This window comes from Thioalkalivibrio sp. ALE25 (genome assembly GCF_000377285.1).
Taxonomy (GTDB): Bacteria; Pseudomonadota; Gammaproteobacteria; order Ectothiorhodospirales; family Ectothiorhodospiraceae; genus Thioalkalivibrio.
Map to the genome: position 1 here is coordinate 203997 of NZ_KB897926.1, position 14330 is coordinate 218326.

A 14330-nucleotide genomic window follows, 5' to 3' on the forward strand; every position below is an offset into this window, starting at 1 on the left:
CCGTCGATTCAGGCCTTGGCCAGCTCGTCGCGCATCTGCTGGATGATGCTGTCGTAGCGGTTCGGATCGGAGTCGCTGCCGGCACCGAAGATCGCGGACCCGGCGACGAAGGTGTCGGCCCCGGCGGCCTTGATCTCGCGGATGTTGTCGGCCTTCACGCCGCCGTCGATCTCGAGGCGGATGTCACGCCCGGAGTCGTCGATCATCTTGCGCGCGGCGCGCAGCTTGTCGAGGGTGTTCGGGATGAACTTCTGGCCACCAAAGCCCGGGTTCACCGACATCAGCAGGATCATGTCGACCTTGTCCATCACGTATTCGAGATAGGACAGCGGCGTGGCCGGGTTGAACACCAGTCCGGCCTTGCAGCCCTCGGAGTGGATCAGCTGCAGGGTGCGGTCGATGTGGTCGGACGCCTCCGGGTGGAAGGTGATGTAGCTGGCACCGGCCTGGGCGAAGTCCGGGATGATGCGATCCACCGGCTTGACCATCAGGTGCACGTCAATCGGCGCGGTCACGCCGTGCTTGCGCAGGGCATCGCAGACCAGCGGGCCAATGGTCAGGTTCGGCACGTAGTGGTTGTCCATCACGTCGAAGTGGACGGTATCGGCACCGGCGGCCAGGACGTTGTCGACTTCCTCGCCCAGACGGGCGAAATCGGCGGACAGGATGGACGGGGCGATGAAATCGGGTTGTGCCATGGAAAGCCTCGCAGGGATCTCTGGGATAGCGGGGCCGACCATCGGCCACGCTCTCGGAACCGCGAAACTTTACCGGATGCCGCCATGCCAGGCAAAAGGCGACGCATGTGACGCGCCCTCCAACGCAAACGGGCCGGGGGAAACCCCCCGGCCCGTCGCGGTCTCGCCTGCCAGCGGCAGTGCGCCCGGATCAGTTGAACTCGGCCGCCATGTAGCTGGACAGATTGGCGATGTCGTCATCGCTCAACCCCTGGGCCTGAGGACGCATCAGGGCCGTGTGGTCACCCACCTCCTCGCCGGCGCGATAGCGCTCCAGCTTGTCGGTCAGGTAGTCGGCGTCCTTGCCGGCCAGCGCCGGGAAGATCGCCTGGCCCTGACCCTGCGCGCCGTGGCAGCTGGCGCAGGTGTTCTGGTACTTGGACTGACCGGCCTGGATGTCGGCGGCCTGCGCCATGGTGGACAGCATCAGGACACTGCCGGCGATACCGGCCAGCACGAACAGCTTGGTTTTCATTGTTGTGGTCTCCTCGTTCACGATCCTGGACAGGGTCATCGCCCTGTCTTGAAGCGAACGGTAGCAGGGTGTTCCTGAATGCTGCATTAACACAGAATCAAACAGGGGCATCCCTGCAGCGCGGCACCAGGCCATTCTCGGCCTCAGCGGCCGTGGATGTAGCGCTCGTCCGACCAGGTCGCCAGCCACTCGGGGCGCACCATCACCAGCCCGGTAATCACGATCCCGTTGACCACCGCCTCGGGCAGCACCAGCAATGCCAGGTAGCGAAGGTAGTCGCGATAGATGTCGGCCCAGGCCAGCTCGGTGAACAGGCCGTAGATCGCCGCCGAGGCCAGCACGGTCGCTACCACCGAAAGCGCGCCGCCGAGGAAGCCCACCGCATAGAGATAGATGAACATGTGCGCGGGCAGGTAGTTCTGGGACAGCCGCAGCAACCCCCAGGTGACCGCGACCGGCAGGATGCCGGCCAGCAGGACCGTCAGCGGGAAGGCCGCCAGCGGCAGGGCGCCGAACAGGCCCAGGGTCGCCACCACCAGAAACACCATCAGGATCGCCAGCTGCCAGCCGAACATCAGGGTCACGGTGGTCATGCCAAGGAAGTGCAGGGCGAGGCCATCGAGCGTCTGCGCCCGCAGGCTCCAGATCAGCAGCAGGCACAGCGTGGCGATCACGAACAGCTGCGCGCGACCGGGCACGAAGAAGGCCTCCCAGGGCATGCGCCGGAGCATCACCAGCATGCCGAGGCCCAGCAGCACGGCGGACAGCACGCGGAGCGCGACCGGGAGTTCGCCCGCCCCCTCGACCATGGTCAGTCGGGCTCGCGCACGGCGGCCGCGACAGTGTACTCGCGGCCCTGCTTGACCTTGTCGTAGTTGCCGAACACGTCCTTGAACCCCTTCTCGATGAACCGCCGCAGTCCGGTAATGGTTACGACATAGATGCGTCCGCCGGGGTTCATCTGCTCGTGGGCGTCCAGCAGATAGGTCTGCAGCATCTCGCGCCCGACCTTGGCCGGCAGATTGGAGGTCACCAGATCGAACCGCCGATCGCGGATGCGCGAGAAGCCGTTGCTGGTCAGACACTCCACATTGGCGATGCCGTTGAGCTCGGCGTTGCGCTGGCTGTACTCCACCGCCAGATAGTTGGTATCGACCAGGGTCGTCAGCCCCTGCGGGGCCTTGCGCGCGAGCGTCAGGCCGATCGGGCCGTAGCCGCAGCCGAGGTCCAGGCAGGCGTCCGCCGGATGCACCTCGATGCGTTCCAGCAGCATGCGGGTGCCGTCGTCGATTCGCCGCGGGGAGAACAGCCCCCAGGTGGTGCGAAACCGCAGATGCTCGCCCGCCAGGGTGTCCTCGAACTCAAGGTCGCGCTTGAGCTCCGCCTGTCGGGCGCGCCGCGCCTGGGTGTTGGGGAATGCCTCGGTCATGCGGCGCCCTCCCCGCCGGCACTGGCCAGGCCCTGCCACAGGGTCTCGGCAGTGGAGGCCACCGCGGTGGCATCATCCTCGCCCGGCAGGCCGAGTACGTTCACATGCCCCATCTTGCGCCCCGGGCGCGCCTCAGCCTTGCCGTACAGGTGCAGTCGCGCCCGGCCGGCCGCCAGCACGCCCCGCCAGTCGGGCGTGCCGCCCGCGGGCCATAGGTCGCCCAGCAGATTCACCATCGCCACCGGCGCGGTCAGCAGGGCCGGCGCCAGCCCCAGGGCGCAGACCGCGCGCACCTGCTGCTCGAACTGGCTGACGGTGCAGGCATCCAGGCTGTAATGCCCGGAATTGTGGGGACGCGGCGCGATCTCGTTGACCAGCAGTTCGCCGTCCGCCGTGAGGAAGAACTCGACCGCCAGCACCCCCTGATAATCGAGCCGCTCGGCGACGTGCCGGGCGATAGCCGTGGCGCGCTCGCGCACCTCGTCCCCGGCCCGTGCCGGGACACGCGTCAGGTGCAGGATGCCGTCGCGATGGGTGTTCTCCGCGACCGGAAAGGCCTCGGTGGCGCCATCGGCGGTACGCGCAACCAGCACCGACAGCTCGCGCTCCAGCTCCACCCGGGACTCCAGCACGCAGTCCACCTGGCCCAGCTCGGCATGCGCTGCCGGCAGTTCGCCGGCCGCGGCCAGCCGCACCTGCCCCTTGCCGTCATAACCCAGGCGCGCGGTCTTCAGGATCGCCGGGAAATCCGGGGCTCCGGCATCGGTTTGCACCTCGGGCGTCAGGCCCGCCGGCACCGCCTGCCACGGGGCCACCGCCACGCCGATCTCGCCGAGAAAGGCCTTCTCCTCGAGGCGGTCCTGGGCAACCGTCAGGGCGCGTGGCCCGGGGCGCAGACAGGCGTGGGCATCCAGCCACTCCACCGCGGCGCGCGGGATGTTCTCGAACTCGGTGGTAATCACCTCGCAGGCCCCGGCCAGCGCCTGCAGGGCATCGGGGTCGTCAAAGGCCTGGCACAAGTGGCGCGCTGCCACCCGCCCGGCCGGGCTGGCCGGGTCCGGGTCGAGCACCCAGACGGCATAACCCATGCCCTGTGCGGCCTCCACGAAATAGCGGCCGAGCTGCCCCCCACCGAGCAGCCCGAGAGTCGCAGGTGGCTGGATCATGACGGGTCCGGCGGCAGGGTCTGCCCGAGCACGGCCTGGCTCTGGGACTGGCGGAAGGCATCCAGACGCTCGCGCAGTTCGGGATCGGTATTGGCCAGCATCGCGGCGGCAAAGAGCGCCGCGTTGGCGGCCCCCGCCTCGCCGATCGCGAAGGTCGCCACCGGGATCCCGCGCGGCATCTGGACGATGGAGAGCAGCGAGTCCTGGCCCTTCAGGTGACGCGAGGCCACCGGTACGCCCAGCACCGGTACCGGGGTCTTGGAGGCGAGCATCCCCGGCAGGTGCGCGGCCCCGCCCGCCCCGGCGATGATCGCCTGCAGCCCTCGCCCGCGCGCCTGTTCGGCGTACTCGAACAGCAGATCCGGCGTGCGATGGGCGGAGACCACCCGGGCCTCGAACGGAATACCGAGTACATCTAGCACATCCACCGCCCGCTCCATCGTGCCCCAGTCGGAGGTGCTCCCCATTACCACGCCCACGCGCGGCGCCCTATTGCCAGCCGTCTCAGTCATGGCCCGAACGATAGCGACCCCGGCCCCACCCGACAAGCCACACCCCCTCCGAAGCCCCGACTCACGTTCGAAAAGCATTCAACAGGAAGATGGGAAGACTGGAAGAAATGATGGGTCGAGGACGCTACTTCGAACCCTGTTTTCGATCCGAAATAAAACCTTCCGTTCTTCCAGTCTTCCTGTCGATCGCCCTTGACCGGGCTCTTCCCGGCGCCGTGGTGTACAGGGGCCGCGCCCGGTAGAATCGCCGCATGACCGATACCCTGCTCGAAAGCCATATCCCCGACCTGGAACTCGTCCATCGCGGCAAGGTGCGCGATCTCTACACGGTGGATGCCGACCACTGGCTGATGGTCACCACCGATCGCCTGTCCGCGTTCGACGTGATCCTGCCGACCGGCGTGCCCGGCAAGGGCCGGGTGCTGACCGAGATCACCCGGTTCTGGATGGACAAGATCCAGCGCGAGCTGGGCATCCCCAACCAGCTGACCGATATCCCGCTGGAGCAGGTCATCCCGGACCCGGCGATTCGTGCCCCACTGGAAGGACGCAGCCTGGTGATCCGCCGGCTGGAGGCCCTGCCGGTGGAGGCCGTGGTGCGCGGGTACCTGATCGGCTCCGGCTGGAAGGACTACCAGGCGAGCGGCGCGGTCTGCGGCATTCCGCTGCCGGACGGGCTGGAACTCGCCTCGCAGCTCCCGGAGGCGATCTTCACGCCCAGCACCAAGGCGGACGTCGGTGACCACGACGCCAATATCGACTTCGATGCGGTGGTCGCCACCATCGGCGCGGAGCGGGCCCGCCAGGTCCGCGATGCGGCGCTGGCGATCTACGCGATGGCACGCGACTACGCGGCCGGGCGCGGGATCATCATCGCCGACACCAAGTTCGAGTTCGGCGTCGACGCCAACGGCACGCTGCACCTGATCGACGAAGTGCTGACCCCGGACTCCTCGCGCTTCTGGCCGGCCGACCAGTACGCGCCGGGGCGCAGCCCCGAGTCCTTCGACAAGCAGTACGTGCGCGACTACCTCGAGACCCTGGACTGGGACAAGCAGCCGCCGGGCCCCGAACTGCCCGCGGCGGTGGTGGAACAGACCGCCGCGCGCTACCGCGAGGCCCTGGAGCGCCTGACCCGCGCCGCATGAGCGAGACCCTGCAGGGCCTGTTCGTCACCGGCACCGATACCGGCGTCGGCAAGACCTTCGTCGGCTGCGCGCTGCTGGAGTGCTGGCGGCAGCAGGGCCTGGCGCCGCAACCGCGCAAACCGGTGGAGTCGGGCTGCCCGCCGGGCCCCGACGGCCTGCTGCCCGAGGACGGGCTGAACCTGACCCGCGCGGCCGGCCTGCCGGACACCGCGATCGCACAGGTCACCCCCTGGCGCTTCCCCGATGCCATCGCCCCCGACCAGGCCGCCGCGAACCAGGGCGTGCACCTGACGCTCGCGGAACTGGCGGCGGCCTGCGCCGGCGAAGGCACGGGGCCACGGCTGGTGGAGGGCGCGGGGGGCTTCTACTCGCCGCTTTGTGCCGACGGCCTGAACGCGGACCTCGCCGAGCACCTCGGGTTGCCGGTGCTGCTGGTCGCGGAGGACCGGCTGGGCACGCTGAATACCTGCCTGCTGACCCTGGAGGCGCTCGAACGGCGCGGCCTGAGTCTGGCCGGGATTGTGCTCAACCGCCGCCGAGCGGACTGCGACCCGCGGCTCGACAACGCCACGGCCCTGCGCGCCCGGACCCGCGCCCCGGTCATCACGTCACCGGAAGGCATCACCCGCGCGGCGCTGGTTCAGAAGCTCTCGACCTCGAAGTTGTCCGGGCGCACCCCGCCGGAGGACTCGCGCTCCTGACCACGGGCTTCGGAGTCGGCCGGGGCCGGCTCCTCGTCGGCGGCATCGGCACGGAAACCGGCCAGCGTCTCGCGCAGGGCGCGGGTCCCTTCGCGGTCGACCCGGCGGGTCTCGATGATATGCACCGGGCGCTGCGATTCGCCGTAGTAGGCCTCGTTGAAGTCGTCACGCACGGTCATACGCGAACCGGAGAGACTCATCCCCAGGTAGGCGCCGCGTGCGCGGGAATAGGAAAGGAAGTCGGCCGTGGGGGTGGCGCTGCGGCCGGCCCCTACCGGGCCCGCGGCGACCGACGCATCGGCCCCGAGCCGGATCGCGGAGCCGAACATGGAGTCGACCGCATCCTGGGTGCGCGCGACCATCACCACCTCGGCGGCATCGCCGCCGAACTGCATGCCGAAGCTGACCGAGCCGAGCGAGTAGAAGGCCACCGGGGAATAGTCGCCGCGCTCGTCGTCCCACGCGAGGAACACCCCGATTCCGCCAGACCCCCCGATCAGGAAGGCACCGCGTGCCACGCGCGGGAAAATAACCACGCCGCGCGCGTCGCGCAGGTCCTCCTTCAGGGACTCGTACTCGGGATGGGTGGCCATGTTCTCCACCGTCGCCTGGGCGCGGTCGATGATGTCCTGCGGATCGATCTCGCGGCTGAACGGGTTGGCCTGAGCCGCTCCGGCGAACGCCACGAACAGCAGAAGAGCAAGAATCTGGGGCATCCTTCGGTGCATCGAGGAATCCTCCATAACGGTGTTCCGATGGCGGCATCATGGCACAAAAAAAGGGGGCCGAAGCCCCCTTTTTCGTGCTGCAATCCGCAGGATCAGTTGACCTTGGGATCCAGCTCGCCGGACAGGTAGCGCTTGACCATGTCGTCCAGGGAGATCGGCTTGATCTTGGACGCCATGCCGGCGCAACCGAAGGCCTCGTAACGGGCCTGGCAGATGTCCTTCATGGCCGCGGTGGAGGCCTTCAGGAATTTGCGCGGGTCGAATTCCTTCGGATTCTCGGCCAGGAACTTGCGCACCGCACCGGTGGAGGCCATACGCAGGTCGGTGTCGATGTTGACCTTGCGCACGCCGTGCTTGATGCCTTCCTGGATCTCTTCAACCGGCACGCCATAGGTCTCGCCCATGTCGCCGCCGTACTTGTTGATGATGTCCAGCCACTCCTGCGGAACGGAGGAGGACCCGTGCATGACCAGATGGGTATCCGGGATGCGCTTGTGGATCTCCTTGATGCGCTCGATGGCGAGGATGTCACCGGTCGGCGGACGGGTGAACTTGTAGGCGCCATGGGAGGTACCGATGGCGATCGCCAGGGCGTCGCACTTGGTGTTCTTCACGAAGTCGGCCGCCTCGTCCGGGTCGGTCAGCAGCTGGTCGTGGGACAGGGTGCCCTCGGCCCCGGAGCCGTCTTCCTCGCCGGCCTGGCCGGTTTCCAGAGAGCCCAGGCAACCCAGCTCGCCTTCCACGGAGACACCGCAGGAGTGCGCCATCTCGGAGACCTTGGCGGTTACGTCACGGTTGTACTCGTAGGTGGCCGGGGTCTTCATGTCGGGCATCAGGGAGCCGTCCATCATCACCGAGCTGAAACCGGACTGGATGGAACGCAGGCAGACCGCCGGCTCGGAGCCGTGGTCCTGGTGCAGCACGACCGGGATGTCCGGGTACTGCTCGATCGCGGCGATGATGTTGTGACGCAGGAAGGGCTCGCCGGCGTACTTGCGGGCTCCGGCGGAGGCCTGAATGATCACCGGGGAGTCGACCGCAGCGGCCGCTTCCATGATCGAGTGGACCTGTTCCATGTTGTTGGCGTTATACGCCGGCATGCCATAGCCATGCTCGGCGGCATGGTCCAGAAGCTGGCGAAGTGAGATCAGTGCCATGGATTCCTCCTTACGGGATTCGGACTGAGGTAGTAGATAAACCGATTCTTGACTGCTCGACCACGGGCGGTGCGCGGGTCAGGCCAGTTCGCCGACGCGCACGATCTTCATGGCGTTGGTACCGCCATGCTCGCCCTGCAGGTCGCCCTTCGTAATGATAACCAGCCCGCCATCCTGCACGACGCCCTCGGCCTTGAGCAAGTTCACCGCTTCACGGTTCACACTTTCGTGGCTCTCGGGGATCGGGTTCAGGGTCACCGGGTAGACGCCGCGATATAGCGTCATGCGGCGGCTGGTGGACTCGTGCTGGGTGAGCGCGTAGATCGGGATGCCCGAACTGATGCGCGACATCCACAGTGCGGTGGAGCCGGACTCGGTCAGCGCGGCGATCGCGGCGACATCCAGATGGTTCGCCGTGTACATGGTGGCCATCGCGATGGCCTCGTCGACCCGGCCGAAGGTCGAATCCATGCGATGGTCGGACTGACGCGCGGCGCGCTGACGCTCCGCGGCCTCGCAGATCCGGTCCATGCTGGTGACCACGCGCGCCGGGTAGCGCCCGGTGGCGGTCTCGCCGGAGAGCATCACCGCGTCGGTGCCGTCGAGCACCGCATTCGCCACGTCGAACACCTCGGCGCGGGTCGGGATCGGGTTCTGGATCATGGTCTCCATCATCTGGGTCGCGGTGATGACCAGACGATTGAGGGTCCGTGCCCGGGTGATCAGGGTCTTCTGCACGCCCGGCAGCTCGGCGTCACCAATCTCCACACCCAGATCGCCGCGCGCGATCATGATCACCTCGGAGGCGGCGATGATCTCGTCGATCACCTCCAGGGCCTCGGAGCGCTCGATCTTGGCGCAGATCCCGGCCTCCCAGCCGGCATCCTTCAGCAGGCTGCGCGCCAGGTGCAGGTCCTGCGCGGAACGCGGGAAGGACACGGCGAGGTAGTCCACCTGCAGCTCGGCAGCCAGGCGGATGTCCTCGCGGTCCTTGTCCGTGATCGCCGGAGCGGAGAGTCCGCCGCCCTGGCGATTGATACCCTTGTTGTTGGACAGCTCCCCGCCGACCTGCACCGTGGTCTCGATCCGGCTGCCCTTCACTGCCTTGACCTTCAGCACGATGCGGCCGTCGTCCAGCAGCAGGATATCCTCCGGCACCACATCGGCCGGCAGGTCCTTGTAGGTCAGCCCCACCTGGGTGGCATCCCCGGCATCCCGATGCAGCTCGGCATCCAGCGCGAAGGGCGCGCCCTCTTCCAGATGCACCTTGCCCTGCTGGAACCGGTCGATCCGGATCTTCGGCCCCTGCAGGTCACCGAGGACCCCGACACAGCGTCCGGCGCGCTCGGAGGCCGCGCGCAACCGAGCCAGGCGCTGACGATGGTCGTCCGGGTCGCCATGCGAAAAGTTCAGCCGGACCACATCCACACCCGCCCGGATGATGGCCTCCATGGCATCGTCGCTGTCCGTGGCCGGCCCGAGGGTGGCCACGATCTTGGTACGTCTCATCCGCGTCGATCTCCGTCAGCGGTGGACGCGCCCGGGCGTCAGCCCTTGGCGCGTTCTTCCAGGATGGCGACGGCCGGCAGGGTCTTGCCTTCCAGGAACTCGAGGAAGGCGCCACCGCCAGTGGAGATATAGCTGATGCGATCGGCCAGGTTGTACTTGTCGATCGCGGCCAGGGTGTCGCCCCCACCGGCGATGGAGAACGCGTTGCTCTCGGCGATGGCCTCGCCCAGGGCCTTGGTGCCACCGGCGAACTGGTCGAACTCGAACACACCCACCGGGCCGTTCCAGACGATGGTGCCGGCGTTGCGCAGGGCCTCGGCGTAGGTCGCCGCGGTCTCGGGGCCGACGTCGAAGATCATGTCGTCATCGGCCACCGCGTCGACCGACTTGGTCTCGGCCGGGGTCGATTCGGAGAATTCCTTGCCCACGGTCACGTCGGTGGGGACCGGGATCTCGCCACCCTTCGCCCGGGCCGCCTCCATCAGGCGCTTGGACTCGTCCACCAGGTCGGCTTCAAACAGCGACTTGCCCACGCTGTGGCCCTGGGCGGCGATGAAGGTGTTGGCGATCCCGCCGCCGACGATCAGCTGATCCACCACGTTGGACAGCGACTCCAGCACGGTCAGCTTGGTCGAGACCTTGGAGCCGCCGACGATGGCCACCAGCGGGCGCTTCGGGGTCTCCAGGGCATGGCCGAGGGCCTCCAGCTCCTTGGCCAGCAGCGGGCCGGCACAGGCCTGCGGGGCGAACTTCGCCACGCCGTGGGTCGAGGCCTGGGCGCGGTGGGCGGTGCCGAAGGCGTCCATCACGAACACGTCGCACAGGGCCGCGTACTTCTTCGCCAGGGCCTCGTCGTCCTTTTTCTCGCCGGCGTTGAAACGCACGTTCTCAAGCAGGATCACCTCGCCCGGCTGGGCGTCCACACCGTCGAGGTAATCGCGCACCAGACGCACCTCTCGGCCCAGCAGACCGGCCATGTGCTCGGCGACCGGGGCCAGGGAATCCTCCTCGGAGAACTCACCCTCGGTGGGGCGGCCCAGGTGCGACATCAGCATCACGGCGGCGCCGCCGTCCAGCGCCTTCTGCACGGTCTCGAGGCTCGCACGGATGCGGGCGTCGGAGGTGACCTTGCCGTCCTTCACCGGGACGTTCAGATCCTGACGCACCAGTACGCGGCGACCCTGCAGGTCGAGATCGGTCATCTTGATGACAGACATGGGAGTACCTCTCGAAATACGGTTGAAAAGAAAGAAAAGGAAAAAGGCTTCGGGCTAGTCCCCGAAGGGACTGGCCCCAGGCCTCTGGACCCGGGAAGAGAAACGGCCGGACCCCGGAGAGGGCCCGGCCATCCGCCATTACTTGGCGACGTGCTCCACCATGCGCAGCATGTTGCAGGTGTAGCCGTACTCGTTGTCGTACCAGGCGACGACCTTCACGAAGGTCGGGTCCAGCTGGATGCCGGCGCCGGCATCGAATACGGACGGGGCGGTGTAGCCACGGAAGTCCGTGGAGACCACCAGCTCGTCGGTGTATCCCAGCACGCCCTTCAGCTCGCCTTCGGCCGCCTTCTTCATGGCCGCGCAGACGTCGTCGTACTTGGCGTCGCCGTTCAGTTCCACGGTCAGGTCGACCACGGAGACGTCGGAGGTCGGCACACGGAAGGCCATGCCGGTCAGCTTGCCGTTCAGTTCCGGCAGCACCTTGCCCACAGCCTTGGCCGCACCGGTGGAGGACGGAATGATGTTCTCCAGGATGCCGCGGCCGCCGCGCCAGTCCTTCATGGACGGGCCGTCGACGGTCTTCTGGGTCGCGGTGGCGGCGTGCACGGTGGTCATCAGGCCACGCTTGATGCCCCAGGTGTCGTTCAGCACCTTGGCCACCGGGGCCAGGGCGTTGGTGGTGCAGGAGGCGGCAGAGACCATGTTCTGGCCCGCGTAGTCACCGTGGTTCACGCCGTAGACGAACATCGGAGTGTCGTCCTTGGACGGCGCGGACATCACCACCTTCTTGGCGCCGGCGTCCAGGTGCTTCTGGGCGGTCTCGGCGGTCAGGAACAGGCCGGTGGACTCGATCACGATGTCGGCGTTGATGTCGCCCCACTTCAGCGCGGCCGGATCCTTCTCGGCGGTCAGGCGAATGCGGTTGCCGTTCACCACCAGGTGGTCGCCGTCGACGCTGATGTCGCCGTCGAAGCGGCCGTGCACGGAGTCGTAGCGCAGCATGTAGGCCAGGTATTCCGGGTCCAGCAGGTCGTTGATGCCGACCACCTGCAGGTTCGGGAAGTCCTTGGCGATGGCGCGGAAGGCCATGCGACCGATACGACCGAAGCCGTTGATACCAACCTTGATAGACATGGGAGTCTCCTCTCTATTGCTTATGCGAAATCGTTGCGGACTCAGCCGTTCAGCACGTCACGCGCGACCTGGGCGACGTTCGCCGGCTTGAAGCCGAAGTAGTCGAACAGGGCGCCCCCCGGAGCGGACTCGCCGAAGCGGTCCAGCCCGAACACCGCGCCGTCGAGGCCGGTGAACTTGTACCAGGTGGTCGTTGCGCCGGCCTCGATGGCGACCCGCGCGCGCACCGCGTTCGGCAGCACGGCCTCGCGGTAGGCCGGGTCCTGCTGTTCGAACAACTCGACGCAGGGCATGGAGACCACGCGCACCTTCTTGCCCTCGCCGGCCAGTTCGTCGGCGGCCTGGACGGCCAGCTCGACCTCGGAACCGGTGGCGATGAAGATCAGGTCGGGGGTGCCGTCGCAGTCCTTCAGCACGTAGCCGCCGCGGGCGATGTTGGCGAGCTGCTCGCCATCACGTTCCATGTGCGGCAGGCCCTGACGCGACAGGATGAACGCGGACGGGCCATCGGTGCGCTCGATCCCGGCCTTCCAGGCCACCGCGGTCTCGACCGCGTCGCAGGGACGCCACACATTGAGGTTCGGGATCAGGCGCAGGCTCGGGGTCTGCTCGACCGGCTGGTGGGTCGGGCCGTCTTCGCCGAGACCGATGGAGTCATGGGTCAGCACGTACATCACGCGCTGCTTCATCAGCGCGGACATGCGGATGCCGTTGCGGGCGTAGTCGGAGAAGATCAGGAAGGTGCCGCCGTACGGGATGAAGCCGCCGTGCAGGGCGATGCCGTTCATGATCGCGGCCATGCCGAACTCGCGCACGCCGTAGAACACGTAGTTGCCGGCGGCGTCGTCCTTGCTGACGCCCTTGGAACCGCTGTACATGGTCAGGTTGGACCCGGCCAGGTCGGCGGAGCCGCCCAGCAGTTCCGGCAGCGCCGGGGCGTAACCGCCGATGGTGTTCTGCGAGGCCTTGCGCGAGGCAACCTTCTCGGCCTTCTCGACGGTCTCCTTGATGAAGGCACTGGCCTTCTCGCTCCAGTCGGCGGGCAGATCACCGGCGATGCGGCGTTCGAACTCGGCGGCCAGTTCCGGGTGCGCCTGCTTGTACGCGGCAAAGCGCTCCTTCCACTCGGACTCGGCCTTGGCACCCTTGTCCTTCGCGCTCCAGCCGGCGTAGATATCGTCCGGAATCTCGAACGGGCCGTGGTTCCAGCCCAGCTCCTTGCGGGTCAGGGCCACTTCGTCGTCGCCGAGGGCGGCGCCGTGGCACTCTTCCTTGCCGGACTTGTTCGGCGAACCGAAGCCGATCACGGTGCGGCAGCAGATCAGGCTCGGCTTGTCGCTGTGCTTGCGGGCCTCTTCGATCGCGGCCTTGACCGCATCGGCGTCGTGGCCGTCCACGCCGCGCACCACGTGCCAGCCGTAGGCCTCGAAGCGGCCCGGGGTGTCGTCGGTGAACCAGCCCTCGACTTCGCCGTCGATGGAGATGCCGTTGTCATCCCAGAAGGCGATCAGCTTGCCCAGGCCCAGGGTGCCGGCCAGCGCGCAGGTCTCGTGGGAGATCCCTTCCATCATGCAGCCGTCGCCGAGGAAGGCGTAGGTGTTGTGGTCGACGATGTTGTGCCCGGGCTGGTTAAAGTGGGCGGCCATCATCTTCTCGGCCAGCGCCATGCCCACCGCGTTGGAGATCCCCTGGCCCAGCGGCCCGGTGGTGGTCTCGACGCCGGCGGTGTAGCCGTATTCGGGGTGACCCGGGGTCTTGGAGTGCAGCTGACGGAACTGCTTGATCTCGTCCATCGGCAGGTCGTAGCCGGTCAGGTGCAGCAGGGAGTAGACCAGCATGGAGCCGTGGCCGTTGGACATCACGAAGCGGTCGCGATCCGGCCAGCTCGGGTTCGCCGGGTTATGCTGCATGTAATCGTTCCACAGCACCTCGGCGATGTCTGCCATCCCCATCGGCGCACCCGGGTGACCGGAATTGGCCTTCTGAACCGCGTCCATCGACAGGGCGCGGATGGCGTTGGCAAGCTCTCTACGGGTCGGCATGCTGATCTCCTGCTCTAAAGTAGTGTTGGGTTTGGCTGATGGCGGGCGGCGGCGCGAGGCGACAGCGGCGACCGACCCGGACGAGTCGGCCGAACGAGGGGCTCACGGTTATCGGCCGGCGCTCCGGCGCGCGGCGGCCCGAGCAGCCTGCGGGAGCAGGTACCACCCGACGGCGCAGCCAGCGCGGCGGGCAGCTCTCCCCATCAAACGCGGTGCATTTTGGCCACTTTCGCGCACCGGGGCAAGTCGCCCCCAGGGCGCGCCACGCTGCGCCCTCGCCACCGACCAGGGGGGCACATGCCCCTACCCTCGCCGGGGAGGGGCTTAGAAAAATCCCGCGAGTCGCGTTACACTAGCGGTCGTTTTGCGCAA

Annotated in this window: 14 protein-coding genes; 2 read left to right on the forward strand and 12 right to left on the reverse strand. The window is 67.5% G+C overall.

Translation table 11 applies throughout. The features are described 5' to 3' along the window. Window positions 1-8 precede the first annotated feature (8 nt). The 6 genes from rpe to purE form a co-directional block, all read right to left on the reverse strand. On the reverse strand, window positions 9-698 hold the full coding sequence (gene rpe / locus C996_RS0102700) for a ribulose-phosphate 3-epimerase (protein ID WP_018865930.1): 690 nt from the start codon (window positions 696-698) through the stop codon (window positions 9-11). A 190-nt stretch (window positions 699-888) separates the two neighbouring features. Then, entirely contained in the window at window positions 889-1212 is a 324-nt protein-coding gene (locus tag C996_RS0102705) for a c-type cytochrome (protein ID WP_026279172.1), read from the reverse strand. A gap of 143 nt (window positions 1213-1355) precedes the next feature. Further along, window positions 1356-2021 carry an energy-coupling factor ABC transporter permease gene (locus tag C996_RS0102710; protein ID WP_018865932.1) on the reverse strand — a complete coding sequence of 222 codons (666 nt, stop codon included), beginning with the start codon at window positions 2019-2021 and terminating at the stop codon, window positions 1356-1358. A gap of 2 nt (window positions 2022-2023) precedes the next feature. Beyond that, window positions 2024-2641 carry a class I SAM-dependent methyltransferase gene (locus tag C996_RS0102715; RefSeq protein WP_018865933.1) on the reverse strand — a complete coding sequence of 206 codons (618 nt, stop codon included), beginning with the start codon at window positions 2639-2641 and terminating at the stop codon, window positions 2024-2026. Continuing rightward, window positions 2638-3807: a 5-(carboxyamino)imidazole ribonucleotide synthase gene (locus tag C996_RS0102720; protein WP_018865934.1), complete on the reverse strand. Its 1170-nt coding sequence runs from the start codon at window positions 3805-3807 to the stop codon at window positions 2638-2640. Before C996_RS0102720 ends, C996_RS0102715 begins: the two co-directional genes overlap by 4 nt. Further along, window positions 3804-4319, reverse strand: coding sequence for a 5-(carboxyamino)imidazole ribonucleotide mutase (gene purE / locus C996_RS0102725; RefSeq protein WP_026279173.1), 516 nt, complete (start codon window positions 4317-4319; stop codon window positions 3804-3806). The genes C996_RS0102720 and purE overlap by 4 nt, the downstream gene beginning before the upstream one ends. 251 nt (window positions 4320-4570) lie before the next feature. Between purE and C996_RS0102730 the strand changes: the two genes are divergently transcribed. Together C996_RS0102730 and bioD are read left to right on the forward strand one after the other, a co-directional pair. Continuing rightward, window positions 4571-5467, forward strand: a complete 897-nt coding sequence (locus C996_RS0102730; protein WP_018865936.1) for a phosphoribosylaminoimidazolesuccinocarboxamide synthase — start codon at window positions 4571-4573, stop codon at window positions 5465-5467. After that, window positions 5464-6168: a dethiobiotin synthase gene (gene bioD / locus C996_RS0102735; RefSeq protein ID WP_018865937.1), complete on the forward strand. Its 705-nt coding sequence runs from the start codon at window positions 5464-5466 to the stop codon at window positions 6166-6168. The genes C996_RS0102730 and bioD overlap by 4 nt, the downstream gene beginning before the upstream one ends. Here the strand turns inward: bioD and C996_RS0102740 are convergent. From C996_RS0102740 to tkt, 6 genes are all read right to left on the reverse strand, one after another. After that, a complete protein-coding gene (locus tag C996_RS0102740; protein ID WP_018865938.1) occupies window positions 6108-6884 on the reverse strand; it encodes a lipid-binding SYLF domain-containing protein in 777 nt (258 codons plus the stop codon). The two genes, bioD and C996_RS0102740, sit on opposite strands and share 61 nt — an antisense overlap. Window positions 6885-6988: 104 nt before the next feature. Next, window positions 6989-8053, reverse strand: coding sequence for a class II fructose-bisphosphate aldolase (gene fba, locus C996_RS0102745; RefSeq protein ID WP_018865939.1), 1065 nt, complete (start codon window positions 8051-8053; stop codon window positions 6989-6991). 78 nt (window positions 8054-8131) lie between these two features. After that, the gene (gene pyk / locus C996_RS0102750) at window positions 8132-9562 is read right to left on the reverse strand and encodes a pyruvate kinase (protein ID WP_018865940.1); all 1431 of its coding nucleotides are present in this window, start codon (window positions 9560-9562) and stop codon (window positions 8132-8134) included. Window positions 9563-9600: 38 nt separating this feature from the next. Further along, window positions 9601-10779, reverse strand: a complete 1179-nt coding sequence (locus tag C996_RS0102755) for a phosphoglycerate kinase (RefSeq protein ID WP_018865941.1) — start codon at window positions 10777-10779, stop codon at window positions 9601-9603. Between the two features lie 138 nt (window positions 10780-10917). Beyond that, window positions 10918-11916 carry a type I glyceraldehyde-3-phosphate dehydrogenase gene (gap, locus tag C996_RS0102760; protein ID WP_018865942.1) on the reverse strand — a complete coding sequence of 333 codons (999 nt, stop codon included), beginning with the start codon at window positions 11914-11916 and terminating at the stop codon, window positions 10918-10920. A gap of 41 nt (window positions 11917-11957) precedes the next feature. Next, the gene (gene tkt / locus C996_RS0102765) at window positions 11958-13958 is read right to left on the reverse strand and encodes a transketolase (RefSeq protein WP_018865943.1); all 2001 of its coding nucleotides are present in this window, start codon (window positions 13956-13958) and stop codon (window positions 11958-11960) included. Window positions 13959-14330: the final 372 nt, after the last annotated feature.

Coding starts and splice junctions, on each gene's coding strand:
- rpe (WP_018865930.1), bottom strand. CDS start 698: ATGGCACAACCCGATTTCATCGCCCCGTCCATCCTGTCCGCCGATTTC.
- C996_RS0102705 (WP_026279172.1), bottom strand. CDS start 1,212: ATGAAAACCAAGCTGTTCGTGCTGGCCGGTATCGCCGGCAGTGTCCTG.
- C996_RS0102710 (WP_018865932.1), bottom strand. CDS start 2,021: ATGGTCGAGGGGGCGGGCGAACTCCCGGTCGCGCTCCGCGTGCTGTCC.
- C996_RS0102715 (WP_018865933.1), bottom strand. CDS start 2,641: ATGACCGAGGCATTCCCCAACACCCAGGCGCGGCGCGCCCGACAGGCG.
- C996_RS0102720 (WP_018865934.1), bottom strand. CDS start 3,807: ATGATCCAGCCACCTGCGACTCTCGGGCTGCTCGGTGGGGGGCAGCTC.
- purE (WP_026279173.1), bottom strand. CDS start 4,319: ATGACTGAGACGGCTGGCAATAGGGCGCCGCGCGTGGGCGTGGTAATG.
- C996_RS0102730 (WP_018865936.1), top strand. CDS start 4,571: ATGACCGATACCCTGCTCGAAAGCCATATCCCCGACCTGGAACTCGTC.
- bioD (WP_018865937.1), top strand. CDS start 5,464: ATGAGCGAGACCCTGCAGGGCCTGTTCGTCACCGGCACCGATACCGGC.
- C996_RS0102740 (WP_018865938.1), bottom strand. CDS start 6,884: ATGCCCCAGATTCTTGCTCTTCTGCTGTTCGTGGCGTTCGCCGGAGCG.
- fba (WP_018865939.1), bottom strand. CDS start 8,053: ATGGCACTGATCTCACTTCGCCAGCTTCTGGACCATGCCGCCGAGCAT.
- pyk (WP_018865940.1), bottom strand. CDS start 9,562: ATGAGACGTACCAAGATCGTGGCCACCCTCGGGCCGGCCACGGACAGC.
- C996_RS0102755 (WP_018865941.1), bottom strand. CDS start 10,779: ATGTCTGTCATCAAGATGACCGATCTCGACCTGCAGGGTCGCCGCGTA.
- gap (WP_018865942.1), bottom strand. CDS start 11,916: ATGTCTATCAAGGTTGGTATCAACGGCTTCGGTCGTATCGGTCGCATG.
- tkt (WP_018865943.1), bottom strand. CDS start 13,958: ATGCCGACCCGTAGAGAGCTTGCCAACGCCATCCGCGCCCTGTCGATG.